At 62.8% G+C, this 13251-nt stretch carries 15 protein-coding genes; all 15 read left to right on the forward strand.

Features of this window, described 5'->3' with window-relative positions:
- Nucleotides 1-46: 46 nt before the first annotated feature.
- The 15 genes from AACQ95_RS17275 to AACQ95_RS17345 all read left to right on the forward strand — a co-directional run bounded on the left by AACQ95_RS17275 (nucleotide 47) and on the right by AACQ95_RS17345 (nucleotide 13213).
- Nucleotides 47-991 (forward strand): YbgA family protein, encoded by a 945-nt coding sequence (locus AACQ95_RS17275; protein WP_098984879.1) that lies wholly within the window; start codon nucleotides 47-49, stop codon nucleotides 989-991.
- A gap of 137 nt (nucleotides 992-1128) precedes the next feature.
- Entirely contained in the window at nucleotides 1129-2016 is an 888-nt protein-coding gene (locus AACQ95_RS17280; RefSeq protein ID WP_241279172.1) for a MerR family transcriptional regulator, read from the forward strand.
- Complete coding sequence (gene phrB, locus AACQ95_RS17285) at nucleotides 2013-3434, forward strand: deoxyribodipyrimidine photo-lyase (RefSeq protein ID WP_241279173.1); 1422 nt, start codon at nucleotides 2013-2015, stop codon at nucleotides 3432-3434. Before AACQ95_RS17280 ends, phrB begins: the two co-directional genes overlap by 4 nt.
- A gap of 1 nt (nucleotide 3435) precedes the next feature.
- Complete coding sequence (locus tag AACQ95_RS17290; RefSeq protein ID WP_241279174.1) at nucleotides 3436-3864, forward strand: nuclear transport factor 2 family protein; 429 nt, start codon at nucleotides 3436-3438, stop codon at nucleotides 3862-3864.
- A complete protein-coding gene (locus AACQ95_RS17295; protein WP_241279175.1) occupies nucleotides 3861-4595 on the forward strand; it encodes an SDR family NAD(P)-dependent oxidoreductase in 735 nt (244 codons plus the stop codon). Before AACQ95_RS17290 ends, AACQ95_RS17295 begins: the two co-directional genes overlap by 4 nt.
- Entirely contained in the window at nucleotides 4592-5851 is a 1260-nt protein-coding gene (locus AACQ95_RS17300; RefSeq protein WP_241279176.1) for an NAD(P)/FAD-dependent oxidoreductase, read from the forward strand. Before AACQ95_RS17295 ends, AACQ95_RS17300 begins: the two co-directional genes overlap by 4 nt.
- The gene (locus tag AACQ95_RS17305) at nucleotides 5848-6600 is read left to right on the forward strand and encodes a DUF1365 domain-containing protein (RefSeq protein ID WP_241279177.1); all 753 of its coding nucleotides are present in this window, start codon (nucleotides 5848-5850) and stop codon (nucleotides 6598-6600) included. Before AACQ95_RS17300 ends, AACQ95_RS17305 begins: the two co-directional genes overlap by 4 nt.
- The gene (locus AACQ95_RS17310; RefSeq protein ID WP_241279178.1) at nucleotides 6600-7856 is read left to right on the forward strand and encodes an SAM-dependent methyltransferase; all 1257 of its coding nucleotides are present in this window, start codon (nucleotides 6600-6602) and stop codon (nucleotides 7854-7856) included. Before AACQ95_RS17305 ends, AACQ95_RS17310 begins: the two co-directional genes overlap by 1 nt.
- 2 nt (nucleotides 7857-7858) lie before the next feature.
- Nucleotides 7859-8338 carry a DUF2878 domain-containing protein gene (locus AACQ95_RS17315; RefSeq protein WP_241279179.1) on the forward strand — a complete coding sequence of 160 codons (480 nt, stop codon included), beginning with the start codon at nucleotides 7859-7861 and terminating at the stop codon, nucleotides 8336-8338.
- Nucleotides 8335-8553: a TIGR02450 family Trp-rich protein gene (locus AACQ95_RS17320; protein WP_043134397.1), complete on the forward strand. Its 219-nt coding sequence runs from the start codon at nucleotides 8335-8337 to the stop codon at nucleotides 8551-8553. Before AACQ95_RS17315 ends, AACQ95_RS17320 begins: the two co-directional genes overlap by 4 nt.
- On the forward strand, nucleotides 8510-9052 hold the full coding sequence (locus tag AACQ95_RS17325; protein WP_241279180.1) for a chalcone isomerase family protein: 543 nt from the start codon (nucleotides 8510-8512) through the stop codon (nucleotides 9050-9052). Before AACQ95_RS17320 ends, AACQ95_RS17325 begins: the two co-directional genes overlap by 44 nt.
- Before the next feature lie 14 nt (nucleotides 9053-9066).
- A complete protein-coding gene (locus AACQ95_RS17330) occupies nucleotides 9067-9609 on the forward strand; it encodes a DUF3833 domain-containing protein (RefSeq protein WP_241279181.1) in 543 nt (180 codons plus the stop codon).
- Between the two features lie 129 nt (nucleotides 9610-9738).
- Nucleotides 9739-10206: a Dps family protein gene (locus tag AACQ95_RS17335; protein WP_021140949.1), complete on the forward strand. Its 468-nt coding sequence runs from the start codon at nucleotides 9739-9741 to the stop codon at nucleotides 10204-10206.
- A 218-nt stretch (nucleotides 10207-10424) separates the two neighbouring features.
- Nucleotides 10425-12074: a hydroxylamine reductase gene (gene hcp, locus AACQ95_RS17340; protein WP_241279182.1), complete on the forward strand. Its 1650-nt coding sequence runs from the start codon at nucleotides 10425-10427 to the stop codon at nucleotides 12072-12074.
- A gap of 131 nt (nucleotides 12075-12205) precedes the next feature.
- Complete coding sequence (locus AACQ95_RS17345; protein WP_241279183.1) at nucleotides 12206-13213, forward strand: hybrid-cluster NAD(P)-dependent oxidoreductase; 1008 nt, start codon at nucleotides 12206-12208, stop codon at nucleotides 13211-13213.
- Nucleotides 13214-13251 lie beyond the last annotated feature (38 nt).

Genomic DNA, 13251 nt, shown 5'->3' on the forward strand with positions numbered 1-13251 from the left:
GTATAACTGCTATAACTGAACTCAGGCTTATACAAGGGGCGTCAACATGTACAAGATTAAAGTCGGTATCAGTGCCTGCCTGCTGGGACAGGAAGTGCGGTTCGACGGGGGCCACAAGCGCTCCAGCTTCTGCGAACGGGATCTTGGCGCTCACTTCGATTACCACCCCGTCTGTCCCGAGATGGCCATCGGCCTGGGGGCGCCACGCGCCGCCATCCGGCTGGTCAAGCGCCATGGCGAGATCCGCGCCGAGGCGAGCAACGGCAGTTTCGATGTCACCGAGCAACTGATCGCCTTCAGCGAGCAGAAGGCCCGTCAGCTCGACTTCATCTCCGGTTACATCCTCTGCGCCAAATCCCCCAGCTGTGGCATGGAGCGGGTGCGCATCTACGGCGCCAACAACGAGGGAAGTGCCAAGGAGGGGATTGGCCTGTTCGCCAAGGCGCTGATGGAGGCCAACCCCCTGCTGCCGGTGGAAGAAGATGGCCGCCTGTGCGACCCCATTTTGCGGGAGAACTTCGTGCTGCGGGTCTTCGCCTACCACGACTGGCAGCAGCTCTGCGCCCAGGGGCTCAGCGCCGCGGCGCTCATCCGTTTTCACTCCCGCTACAAGTATCTGGTGCTCTCCCATGCCACCCCCCAGTATCGGGCGCTCGGCAAGCTGCTGGGCAACCTCGGCAAGGCCAACCTGCAGCAGGTGGCCGACAGCTACATCAAAGGATTGATGGCGGCCCTGACCCTGCGTGCCAATCGACGCAGCCACACCAATGTGCTGATGCACCTGCAGGGTTACTTCAAGCGGGTACTGACTCCGTCCCAGAAGCAGGAGCTGGCCGACACCATAGACAAGTACCGCACCGGCATCTTCCCCTTGCTGGTGCCGCTGACCCTGATCCGCCACTACCTGCGGGAATACCCCAATCCCTATCTGGCGCAGCAGGTCTATCTCAATCCGCACCCCGATACGCTGAAATTGCGTTACGGGCTCTGAGTCCAGCTTCGTGGCCCTGGTGCCTATCTGGTCGCCCCGATACGCTCACGCTGCGATACGGGCTCTGAACCCCAGTGTTGCGACCCTGGGCCCGCATCAGGGCCGGGGCGCCCATACCCTGTTGAATGGAATTAGCCATGTCAGATTTACCACAAGATGATGCCACCAGACCGGATGAGGGAATTTACCCCATTCGCGAGGTCTCCCGCCTCACCGGCGTCAACGCCGTCACCCTGCGCGCCTGGCAGCGCCGCTACGGGCTGGTGCAGCCGGCCCGCACCGAGAAGGGGCACCGCCTCTACAGCGAGCAGGATATTCGCCAGATAGGCGAGATCCTGAGTTGGCTGGAGCGGGGGGTGAGCATAGGCCAGGTCAAGGGATTGCTGAGCGAGCCCCAATCCCAGCTGGTGAGCGATCACTGGCAGCAGACCCTGGAGCAGCTGTGCCAGGCGGTGCTCGCCCTCAGCCAGCGCAAGGTGGAGGCGCAACTGAATGACCTGCTGGCGAGTTACCCGTTCGAGCTGGTGCGCAGCCGGGTGCTGCAACCCCTGGTGGAGCAGTTGCTCGGCCTGTGGCGTGAGCGTCCCGATGGCGAGCTGCTGCAGCAGGTGTGGCTGGGCTGGCTTCATACCCGCTTCGCTCGCCACCTGATCGAGCAGGAGAAGGGGGTGCCGATCACCTTGGCGAGCTGGGGCCAGGTCGGCCCCCTCGATCTGGTCTGGTCTGCCTACGAGCTGATCGGCCAGGGTTATGAGGTGCAGTTGCTGGGGGCGGTCGAGCCGCGCCACCTCGCCCTGCTGGAGGGGCGGGCGACCACTCCCTGGCTGGTGCTGCTGGGGGCCGGGCTTGGCAAGCAGGATCTGGCCACCGGCTGGCCGACGGGCACCCGCTTGTTTGGTGAGCTGGGACGCCTCTATGACGCGGATTGGCTGGCGGTCCACGGCTGGCAGCCCACCCTTGCACAGGTTTCTTTGGACCAACCGGCAGCCCGTGGCGGCGCCGTGCGCGGGAGCAAGACCCCATGAAGCTGGTCTGGTTTCGCAATGATTTGCGCCTCGCCGACAACCCGGCCTTGCGACACGCTTGCGCCGAGACGGGGGAGGTAGCCGCCCTGTTTGTCATCTCCCCGACTCAGTGGCGGCAACACAAGATGGCCCCCATCCGTCAGCGCTTTATGCTGGCGCAGGTCGATGCGCTGGGCCGCGAACTGGCGGCCCTCGGCATTCAGCTCCATCTGCTGCGGGTGGAGACCTTTGCCGAGCTGCCGGCGGCGTTGGTAGCCCTGAGCCGGGAGCTGGGTGCCACGCATCTCTACGCCAACCAGGCCATCGAACTCGATGAACAGCGCCGCGACCGTGCCGTCAGCGCCGTGCTGGCGGAGCAGGAGACAAGTTGCCACTGGTTCAACGGCTGCTGCGTGCTGCCGCCGGGGCGGGTGCTGACCGGTTCGGGTGAGATGTTCAAGGTGTTCACCCCCTTCAGCCGTGCCTGGCTCAAGGCGCTGGAGGAGGATGGCTTCGTCATTCACAGAGCCCCCGCGCCCCGGGGCGAGCCGCTGTCGTGGCAGCCGCTGGCCGACAGGGCACTTGTCGATGCAGATCTCGGTGAAGTGACGCCGGATCCGCGCTGGCCCGTGGGGGAGGCGGAAGCCGTTCGCCGTCTGCACGCTTTTCTGGAACGGGCGGTGCTCGACTATGGCGAGACCCGGGACTTTCCGGCGCAGGCGGGCACTTCCATCCTCTCGCCTTATCTGGCAGTGGGCATCATAAGTCCGCGCCAGTGCGTGGGGGCGCTGCAACAGCGACTTGGTTACCGGCCCCAATCCAAGGCGCAGCCTGGTTTCGTCTGGCTCAATGAGCTTGTCTGGCGCGACTTCTATCGCCATCTGCTGGTGCTGGTGCCGACCCTCTCCATGAACCTGCCGTTCAAACCCGAGACAGCCGCCTTGCCCTGGGGCTGGGATCCGGAGGCCTTGGCTGCCTGGAGCGAGGGGCGCACCGGCTATCCCATCGTCGATGCGGCCATGCGCTGCCTCAACGCCACCGGCTGGATGCACAACCGGCTGCGGATGATAGTGGCGAGCTTCCTGACCAAGGATCTGCACATCCACTGGCGGCTCGGGGAGGATTACTTCATGAGCCAGCTGATTGACGGGGATCTGGCGGCCAACAACGGCGGCTGGCAGTGGGCTGCGGGTACGGGTGCCGATGCTGCCCCCTACTTTCGGGTGTTCAATCCCACCACTCAGGGGCAACGATTTGATCCACAAGGAGACTTTATCCGTACCTGGGTAACTGAACTTGCCGATGTCCCCGCCGCCTATGTGCACCAGCCCCATGACTGGTTGCGACTCAAGGGAGGAAGGGGATATCCGGCACCCATGGTGGATCACGCCGTCGCCCGGGTGAGAGCCATCGAGATGTTTCGACACCTGGAGAAATAGGATGAACGCGCCGCTGGCCCGCTTTATTGCCCTGTACCAGCAACTGGACAAACAGCAGTTGCATCGCTTGCCTGACGTCTACGCCGAGCAGGTGGTCTTCATCGATCCGGCCCACCGTATCGAGGGGCTGACGGCGCTCACCGACTATTTTGCCGCTCTGTATCAGCGTCTTGCCGACTGTCGCTTCGAGATCGTCAGCCAGCAGCAACAGGGTCGTGAGGCCTGGATAAGCTGGGTCATGACCTTCTCCCACCCAAGGCTCGGCGGAGGGCGGCCCGTCACTGTAGAGGGGGCGACCCGGCTTGAGTTCGACGCCGCAGACAAGGTGTGTCTGCATCGCGACTACTTCGATCTCGGCGCCATGCTCTACGAGCAGTTGCCGCTGCTCGGATCTCTGGTGCGCACTATCAAGGGGAGGCTGGGATCATGAGCGGACGTGTGCTGATCACGGGGGCCAGCTCCGGGCTGGGCCGCCAGCTGGCGCTCGATTACCGGCAGGCGGGCTGGCGGGTGTGGGGCTGCGGTCGCGATGGCGATCGGTTGCTGGCACTGGGTCGCCACGGCATCACCCCATTGCAGTTTGATGGCCGGGATGCGGCTGCCATGGCAGGGGTGGCAGCCAGCCTGCCGCCGCTGGATCTGCTGATCCTCAATGCCGGCAGCTGCGAATACATGGATCTGGCTGAGGGGTTCGATGGCGAGCTGTTTGCCCGGGTGATCGAGACCAATCTCATCGCCACCGGCCAGGCGCTGGCCGCCTTCCTGCCGCTGCTGGAACGCGGTGCCCGGCTTGCCATCGTCGGCTCCTCGGTGAGCTGGTTGCCGCTGCCACGGGCCGAAGCCTATGGCGCTTCCAAGGCGGCTCTCGACTATCTGGCCGATACCCTGCGTCTCGATCTCAGGGCCAGGGGCATAGCTGTGACCCTGATCCGCCCTGGCTTTGTGCAGACGCCGCTCACCGCGAAAAATGATTTTCCCATGCCCTGCCTGGTGACGGTGGAGCAGGCCTCTCGCGCCATCCTGACCGGACTAGCCGCCGGTCGTCACCAGATCCACTTTCCCCGCCGCTTCATCTGGTTGCTGCGCCTGCTTGGCGCACTGCCGGTCGGACTCTGGCTGCGGCTTGGCAGCACGCTTGTTTCGAAAGGACGCCCTTCATGAAGAAAAAAATTGCCATCGTCGGCTCAGGCATCTCCGGGCTTACCGCCGGTTTTCTGCTTCACAAGCGCCACGACATCACCTTGTTCGAGGCGGCCCCCACTCTGGGGGGGCATACCGCTACCGTTGATGTCAGCCTGGCCGGTCGCAGCTATGCCATCGACACAGGTTTTATCGTGTTCAACGATCGCACCTACCCCCATTTCCTCAAATTGCTGGCGCGGATCGGGGTGGCGCGCCAGCCGGCCGAGATGAGCTTTTCGGTGAAGAGCCCGCAGGGGCTCGAGTACAACGGTCACAACCTGGATACCCTGTTTGCCCAGCGCAGCAATCTGCTGAGCCCGCGTTTTTACCGCTTTGTGGCCGAGATACTGCGCTTCAACCGGGAGGCCCGTGCCTGGCTGACCGACGGCCAACGCCATGGCGAGTGTCCCGCGCTGACCCTGGGGGACTTCTTGCTGGTGGGGGACTTTAGCGACTACTTCGCCCGCCACTACATTCTGCCCATGGGAGCGGCCATCTGGTCCTCCACCCTGGCGGACATGCGTGCCTTTCCGCTGGCCTTCTTCCTGCGCTTTTTTGCCAACCACGGCCTGCTCGATGTGGCCAACCGCCCCCAGTGGTACGTGATCCCGGGCGGCTCGCGGGAGTACATAGGCCCGCTCACCGCAGGCTGGCAGCCGCAGATCCGCCTCGCCTGTCCGGTGCAGGGGATCCGGCGGCTGGCCGAGGGGGTGTCGATCCAGAGCCGCTATGGCGAGGAGCAGTTTGACGAGGTGATCCTCGCCTGCCACAGCGATCAGGCGCTGGCCCTGTTGCAGGATGTCAGCGAGCGGGAGCAGGCGATTCTGGGCGACATGGCCTATCAGGCCAATGACGTCTGGCTGCATACCGATGTCAGCTGTTTGCCCACTCGCCGCAAGGCCTGGGCCAGCTGGAACTATCAGCTGGACGGGGACGACGAGGCGCGGCCGCTGGTGAGCTACAACATGAACATTCTGCAGGGGGTGAACTCGCCAGTGCCCTTCTGCGTCAGCCTCAATCCCAGGGGAAAGGTGGACGAGAGCAAGGTGCTGCGCCGCTTCGTTTATCACCACCCTGTGTTCAATCAGGCATCCATTGAGGCGCAGCAGGCGCGGCTGGAGATCTGTGGTCAGCATCACACCCACTTTTGCGGTGCTTACTGGTACAACGGCTTTCACGAGGACGGGGTGCACAGCGCACTGGACGTTGCCAGACGCTTCGGGGCCGAGCTATGAGTGCTGTCGCCATGGCTCAGACTGTCAGCGCCATCTGGCAGGGCTCGGTGCGCCATCGTCGCTTCGCACCCAGGGCCCACGCCTTCTCCTACCGCCTCTTCATGCTGGGGCTGGATCTGGACGAGCTGCCGAGCCTAGGCCAGGGGCGCTGGTTCGCCGTGGAGCGGGCCGGGCTGCTCTCCTTTCACCGCAATGATTACCTCAAAGGCCGCGAGGGAAGCCTCAAGCAGGCGGTGTGGGACAAGGTGACCGAGCTGGGCGGCGCTGCCGAGCCGGACGGGCGCGTCTTGCTGCTCGGCAATGTACGCTGCCTGGGCTTCTATTTCAGCCCGGTCAATTTCTACTTCTGCTACCGGCAAGGGGAGGCGCGTTACCTGCTGGCCGAGGTGTCGAATACTCCCTGGAACGAGCGTCACTACTACCTGCTGGATCTGGCGGCGCTGGCGCCCCACGACAAGGATTTTCACGTCTCTCCCTTCATGGGGCTGGCCATGCGCTACCACTGGCGAATTCGCCCGCCGGGGCAGGAGACGCTGATCCATATTGAGAGTCATCCCAGGTCTGGCGAGGACAAGCTGTTTGACGCCACCCTGGCGCTGAGCCGTGAGCCGCTGTCGCGCAAGGGGCTGGTGGCGCTGCTCGCCCGCTGGCCCTGGATGACCCTGAAGGTGCTGCTCGGGATCTACTGGCAGGCCCTGCGTCTTTTTATCAAACGAACCCCCATCTTCACTCATCCGGAGAGTCGCTAATGGAACTTGTGCAATCAACCCTCTCTGCCTCTTTCATCGACAAAGGCGCAAGGCAACTGCTGCTGAATCTGCTGGGGCGTCTCGAGCATGGTCAACTGCTGCTGCGGGATGGCAGCGAGCGCCACAGTTTCGGTGTGGCGGGTACTGACCTGCACGCGGAAGTGGTGGTGCAGGATCCGGCCTTCTATCGCCGCCTGTTGCTGGGGGGCAGCATAGCCGCCGGTGAAACCTGGGTGGAGGGGCTCTGGACCAGCCCGGATCCGGTGGCACTGGTGCGGCTGCTGGCCCGCAACCTGACGCTGCTCGACAGCCTTGAGCGGCGGCTCAGTTGGCTGAGTTTCCCCTTCAACAAGGCGCGCCACTGGCTCAACCGCAATACCCTGACAGGCTCGAGATCCAACATCGCCGCCCACTATGATCTCGGCAATACCCTCTATCAGGGCTTTCTCGATGGTCACATGCAGTATTCGAGTGCCATCTATCCGAGTGCCGACGCAAGCCTGGAGCAGGCGCAGCAGGCCAAGCTGCACACCATCTGCGAGCGGCTGGCGCTGAAACCAGACGATCACCTGCTGGAGATTGGCACAGGTTGGGGCGGGCTGGCGATCTATGCAGCTCGCCACTACGGCTGCCGGGTGACCACGACGACCATCTCCCGGGCCCAGCACGACTACGCAAAGGAGTGGATTGCGCGGGAGGGGCTCGACGATCGCATTACCTTGCTGCTGGAGGATTACCGCAAGCTGGAGGGAACCTTCGACAAGCTGGTCTCCATCGAGATGATAGAGGCGGTGGGCCACGCCTTCCTGCCGGACTATTTCCGCCAGTTGTCGCGCCTGCTCAAACCCGGTGGTCGCCTGCTCATTCAGGCCATCACCATAGCCGATCAGCGTCACGCCCAGTATCTGCGCGGGGTCGATTTCATCCAGCGTTACATCTTCCCCGGCGGCTGCCTGCCGAGCGTCTCCCAGATGGCGGGCTTGCTGGCCCGCGAGACCGACATGCAACTGGTGCGGCTGCACGATCACGGCCACCATTACGCCCGCACCCTGGCGCACTGGTGCGAGCGTTTTCTGGCGCTGGCCCCTGAGCTGCCGAGGCTCGGCTACAGCCAGGATTTCATCCGGCTGTGGCACTTCTACTTTGCCTATTGCGAAGGTGGCTTCTGGGAGCGGGCCATCAGCCTGGTCCAGCTGGAAGCGGCCAAACCGGGCCCCCTCGGCTGGTCGGGGGAGCTGCCAGTAAGCGGTCACTGACCATGTGGCAGTGGGCCCAGCTGCTGGGGTTCAACCTCTACTGGTTGCTGGCGGTAAAGTGGCAGCAGCCGGGCCCGCTGATGCTGATGCTGTTGCTCCACTTTCTCTTCTCCCCCAGCCGCAGGCGCGATCTGCGGTTATGGCCGGTGGCCCTGGCCGGCTGTCTGCTCGATGGCTTGCTCTGGCAGCTCGGGTTGTTTCAATTTTCGGCCGGTTTTCCCCTCTGGCTGGTACTGCTCTGGCTCGGTTTTGCCCTGACGCTAGCCCACGGCATGCGCTGGTTGCGCCCCTTGCCCCGCTGGCAGCAGGGGCTGTTTGGCATGGCGGGTGGCGTCTCCTCCTATGTGGCGGGAGCAGCCATGGGCGCAGTACACTTACCCTGGGGCATCTGGATCAGCACGGCACTGCTGGCGGTGATCTGGATGTGGTGGTTACCCGTACTCCTGTGGGTAACGGTCAAGCTGGAGGGTGAAGCGAGGTGAACACCTTTTCGACCGACACCTTGTTGTTTTCCAAGTGGACCAAAGAGAGCCAGCACGAGCTGACCGAGCGCTTCTATCTGGTGGTGTCATGCCAGCGGGATGCGCAGGGGCAGCTGGCCCGCGTGGTGATGCAGGATATCAACACCCTGCTGGAACAGGAGATGGATTGGCATGAACTGGAAGATCCCGCGAGCTGGCATATGGGGTGGAATTAGCCTGCTGATCGTGGCCTTGAGCAGCCCGTGTTCACTGGCCAAAGAGGCCCCTTCCACCCCCTGGCAGCCGCTGCGAGCCGTGGGGCAGGGGGAGATGAACTGGCTCTGGTTCAAGCTCTATGACGTTACCTTCTACAGCGCAAGTGGCCGTTATGAGCCGGGCCATTATCCACAGGCGCTGATCCTTACCTACGCCAGAGAGATCAAACGCAGTGATTTGCTCACCGCCACCGCCGAGGAGTGGCAACGGCTGGGGCTTGGCAGCGATGCCGATCGCCGGCGCTGGCTCGATCAGCTGGCGGCGCTCTGGCCCGATGTGGGGGCGGGAGACAGGCTTGCCTTCTATGTGGATGAGGCCGGATTTGGCCATTTCTGGTGGCACGAACGGCCGCTCGGCAGCCTTGCCGATCCCCAATTCTCCGCAGCCTTTCTGGCCATCTGGCTCGCCGACAACAGTCGTGATCCCGCGCTCACCCGCCGCCTGCGGGGTCAACTCTGATGCTGGAATACTCAATGTCTCTCTATCGTTATTGTCGCTTTCTGCTGCTGTTGTCACTCGTGGTGCTGACGGGGTGTGGCAGCAATCTGGACGACTACCGTGGTCAGGGGCCGAACTGGGATCTCGCCCGCTTCTTCAACGGCAAGCTGGTGGCTCATGGCCTGGTGACCGACCGCAGCGGCGAAGTGACCAGTCGCTTCCGGGTCGAGATGCAGGGGCATTGGCAGGGTGGCAAGGGGCAATTGTTCGAGCAGTTCTATTTCGATGACGGCCGCCGGCAGACCCGCACCTGGTTCTTGAGCAAGGGAGCGGATGGTCACTGGCGCGGTACCGCATCCGATGTAGTGGGGGAGGCGATAGGCAAGACGGAAGGCTTTGCTCTCAACTGGCGCTATCAGCTCGATCTGGTCCTGCCGGACGGGGAGTTGGTGCGGGTGAGCTTCGATGACTGGATGTATCTGCTGGATGAAGATCGCCTGATCAATCGGGCCGAGATCAGCAAGTTCGGCATTCATCTGGGCGAGGTGATCCTCTATATCGAGCGGCGTCCGGGGTGAGGCATGCCAGATCATCTGATGGGTGCACTTGGCGATAGCCGCTCGCTATCAATCAGTTAGGCAGCAACTATTACCTTTTGAGTCTGAAGGGAGCTAATCTGGCTCCGTCGTCAAATCTGGAGGTGAAACATGAAAAGTCCGATTGGTCTTGATACCGTTCAATCACAAGCCCTGGCCGCCGAGCTGAACAAGTTGCTGGCCAGCTACCAGATCCTCTACATGAACGTCCGTGGCTTCCACTGGAATATCCGCGGCAACCAGTTCTTCGAACTGCACCTGAAATTTGAAGAGATCTACAACGATCTGCTGCTCAAGGTCGATGCCCTGGCCGAGCGCATCCTCACCCTGGATGGCGTGCCCATGCACAGCTTCAGCGACTACCTGAAAGTCTCTGCCATCCCGGAGCAGAAGGGACTGCATGACGGCCGTGCCTGTGTCGAATCCCTGCTTGAGAGCTTCCGCGAGCTGCTGGTCGCCCAACGCCGGATCCTGGGACAAGCCGCCGAGGCCGGTGACGAGGGGACTGCATCCATCCTCTCCGACTATGTGCAACAGCAGGAAAAACTGGTCTGGATGCTGCGCGCCTATCTGGCCTGACCCTTTGTTGAAACGAGTTTTGTTGTAAACCTTTGTTGTAAACCCGAGTTGTCTCTCCTTTTATCCACCCGCTTGCCGCCCTGTTTGGGCGGCTTTTTTGTTTTTGATCTGCATCAATGAAAACTTAATTGGCAAATTGAATGCCTATTAAGTTTTTGGCGAGGGGCATAGAATCGCCACAAAACAAGTAACTGAAATGTCCAATTAGGAGAGGCATGATGTTTTGTGTGCAATGTGAACAGACAATTCGTACCCCGGCAGGCAATGGCTGTGCTTATGCACAAGGCATGTGCGGCAAGACGGCTGAAACCTCGGATCTGCAGGATGTGCTGATCTATGCGCTGCAGGGCCTCAGTGCCTGGGCGCTGGCCGCTCGCGAGCACGGCGTCATCGACAACGAGATCGATGCCTTCGTGCCCAAGGCCTTCTTCGCCACCCTCACCAACGTCAACTTCGACTCCGCCCGCATCGTTGCCTATGTCAACCAGGCGCTGGCTCATCGTCAGCAGTTGGCCGACCGTCTGGCTGCACTGGCGGTGCAAGTCACCGGCTTGCCCGAGGCCGCCGGCTTCGAGCCGGGTGACGAGTTGCTCGCCCAGCTGGCCCATGCGCCGCAAACCGCGGTCAATCGCGGCAAGAGCGAGGTGCACGAAGACATCATGGGGCTGCGTCTGCTCTGCCTCTACGGCCTCAAGGGCGCCGCCGCCTACATGGAGCACGCCCGGGTGCTGGGTCAGCAGGATAGCGCCGTGGCCACCGAGTTCCATCGCATCATGAGCTGGCTCAGCACGGACCCGAGCGAGCTGGATCCCCTGTTCAAATGTGCCATGGAGATCGGCCTGCTCAACTTCAAAATCATGGAGATGCTGGATCTCGGTGAAACCACCGCCTTCGGCCACCCGGAACCGACCCAGGTACGCGTCACCCCTGTGCCGGGCAAGTGCATCCTGGTCTCCGGCCACGACATGATGGATCTCAAGCTGATCCTGGAGCAGACCGCAGGCACCGGCATCAACGTCTACACCCACGGCGAGATGCTGCCGGCGCTGGCCTACCCCTTCTTCAAGCAGTACCCCCACCTGGTGGGCAACTACGGCTCTGCCTGGCAGAACCAGCAGAAGGAGTTTGCGAACTTCCCCGGCGCCGTTGTGATGACCTCCAACTGCATCATCGACCCTAACGTGGGCGACTACAGCGACCGTATCTTCACCCGCTCCATCGTCGGCTGGCCGGGCGTGACTCACCTGGAAGGGGATGACTTCTCCGCCGTGGTGGCGAAGGCATTGGCGCTGGACGGTTTCAAACACACAGAACTCGAGCACTTCATCACCATCGGCTTTGCCCGCAATGCCCTGATGCAGGCGGCACCAGCGGTGATCGACAAGGTGAAAGCGGGCGAGATCAGCCACTTCTTCCTGGTGGGCGGTTGTGACGGCGACAAGGCCGAGCGCGCCTACTTCACCGAGTTTGCCAAGGCAGCCCCGCAAGACAGCCTGCTGCTCACCCTGGGCTGCGGCAAGTACAAGTTCAACAAGCTCGACTTTGGCGACATAGGCGGCATTCCCCGTCTGCTGGACGTGGGTCAGTGCAACGACGCCTACTCCGCCATCCAGCTGGCGCTGGCGCTCTCCGAGGCGTTCGAGTGTGGCGTCAACGACCTGCCGTTGACCCTGGTGCTCTCCTGGTTCGAACAGAAGGCCATCGTCATCCTGCTCACCCTGCTGGCGCTCGGTGTGAAAGACATTCGCACCGGTCCGACCGCACCGGCCTTCCTGACCCCGGCCCTGCTCAAGGTGCTGGAGGAGCAGTTCGGGCTGAAAGGGACCACCACGGCCGAAGCAGATCTCGCCGAGATCCTGGCGGCCTGAATCCGGTGATAGCGCAGGCCGCGCCGGCCTGATCATCTCAGCGTGTTGTAAGCCTTTGGCGAGCCTGATGGCTCGCCTTTTTTCAACGCGTCGTGTTTCAAAAACATGTTTTCAAAATGAGGAGCCTTGTGATGACCTCCACCTCTCTCACCCTGCGTTGCATCGGTCGTCGCGCCGACACCCATGATGTGGTGAGCTGGCAGTTCGCGCCGCTTGCAGGCAGTCTGCCCCCCGTGCTGGCCGGCCAGTGCGTGACCCTGCACACAGAGATCGACGGCCAGCCCATGTGCCGTGCCTATACCCTCTCCTCCAGCCCGCATGATGCCCGCTGGCAAGTCACCATCAAGGATGTGGGGCGGGTCTCCCACCATCTGCACCAGAGCCTGCAGGTGGGGGACGAGATCCGGGTCGACGGCCCCTTCGGCGACTTCAACCTGACGGTGCTGCCCTGCGAGCGACCGCTGCTGCTGAGCGCCGGTTCCGGCATCACCCCCATGTGGGCCATGCTGCGCGACGAGTTGGCCAAGCGCCCCGAGGCGGACATCCGCTTCATTCACAGCGCCCGTTCGCCCCAGGATCTGATCTTCGCGGACGAACTGGCTGCGCTGGCCGAGGCTCACCCCGGTGTGCGCCACGCACTGATACTGGAAGAGGCACCGACGGCTCATCCCTGGGTTGGCCGACTCAGCCCGGACATGCTGAGGGAATTGGCGCCGGACCTGCTCGATCGCCACGCCTATCTGTGCGGCCCTGCGCCTTACATGACCGCCGTCTGCGCCATGCTGGCGGAGCTGGGGTTGCCAGCGGAACAGTTGCATCAGGAGTCGTTTGGCTTGCCTGCTGTTACATCGGGCGCGGCGCCGGTTGCGGCCGCCAGCGACCATTTCTGGCTGACCCTCAAGAAGAGCGGCAAGAAGGTGAAGATACTGCCGGGCCAGACCCTGCTGGCCGCCCTGGAAGGGGCTGGCGAGACCATGATGGCCGCCTGCCGCGCCGGGGTGTGTGGCGCCTGTCGCTGTACCACGACTGGCGAGATCGAACGGCAGAGCGTGATGACGCTGAGTGCGCAGGATCTGGAGGGCGGCGTCGCACTGGCCTGCTCCTGTACCGCCAGGGGGGATGTCAACCTCGACTATTGAGGGTGCCATGAACATCTCGGCCTTTTCCCGCTGTGACT

The sequence above is a fragment of the Aeromonas sp. MR19 genome (genome assembly GCF_963899305.1).
Classification (GTDB): domain Bacteria; phylum Pseudomonadota; class Gammaproteobacteria; order Enterobacterales; family Aeromonadaceae; genus Aeromonas; species Aeromonas bestiarum.

Bases quoted from the DNA above. Each gene is read 5' to 3' on its own strand.
- AACQ95_RS17305 (WP_241279177.1), top strand. From the start codon at position 5,848: ATGAGTGCTGTCGCCATGGCTCAGACTGTCAGCGCCATCTGGCAGGGC.
- AACQ95_RS17275 (WP_098984879.1), top strand. From the start codon at position 47: ATGTACAAGATTAAAGTCGGTATCAGTGCCTGCCTGCTGGGACAGGAA.
- AACQ95_RS17295 (WP_241279175.1), top strand. From the start codon at position 3,861: ATGAGCGGACGTGTGCTGATCACGGGGGCCAGCTCCGGGCTGGGCCGC.
- AACQ95_RS17335 (WP_021140949.1), top strand. From the start codon at position 9,739: ATGAAAAGTCCGATTGGTCTTGATACCGTTCAATCACAAGCCCTGGCC.
- AACQ95_RS17310 (WP_241279178.1), top strand. From the start codon at position 6,600: ATGGAACTTGTGCAATCAACCCTCTCTGCCTCTTTCATCGACAAAGGC.
- AACQ95_RS17325 (WP_241279180.1), top strand. From the start codon at position 8,510: ATGAACTGGAAGATCCCGCGAGCTGGCATATGGGGTGGAATTAGCCTG.
- AACQ95_RS17280 (WP_241279172.1), top strand. From the start codon at position 1,129: ATGTCAGATTTACCACAAGATGATGCCACCAGACCGGATGAGGGAATT.
- AACQ95_RS17290 (WP_241279174.1), top strand. From the start codon at position 3,436: ATGAACGCGCCGCTGGCCCGCTTTATTGCCCTGTACCAGCAACTGGAC.
- AACQ95_RS17300 (WP_241279176.1), top strand. From the start codon at position 4,592: ATGAAGAAAAAAATTGCCATCGTCGGCTCAGGCATCTCCGGGCTTACC.
- phrB (WP_241279173.1), top strand. From the start codon at position 2,013: ATGAAGCTGGTCTGGTTTCGCAATGATTTGCGCCTCGCCGACAACCCG.
- hcp (WP_241279182.1), top strand. From the start codon at position 10,425: ATGTTTTGTGTGCAATGTGAACAGACAATTCGTACCCCGGCAGGCAAT.
- AACQ95_RS17330 (WP_241279181.1), top strand. From the start codon at position 9,067: ATGTCTCTCTATCGTTATTGTCGCTTTCTGCTGCTGTTGTCACTCGTG.
- AACQ95_RS17345 (WP_241279183.1), top strand. From the start codon at position 12,206: ATGACCTCCACCTCTCTCACCCTGCGTTGCATCGGTCGTCGCGCCGAC.
- AACQ95_RS17315 (WP_241279179.1), top strand. From the start codon at position 7,859: ATGTGGCAGTGGGCCCAGCTGCTGGGGTTCAACCTCTACTGGTTGCTG.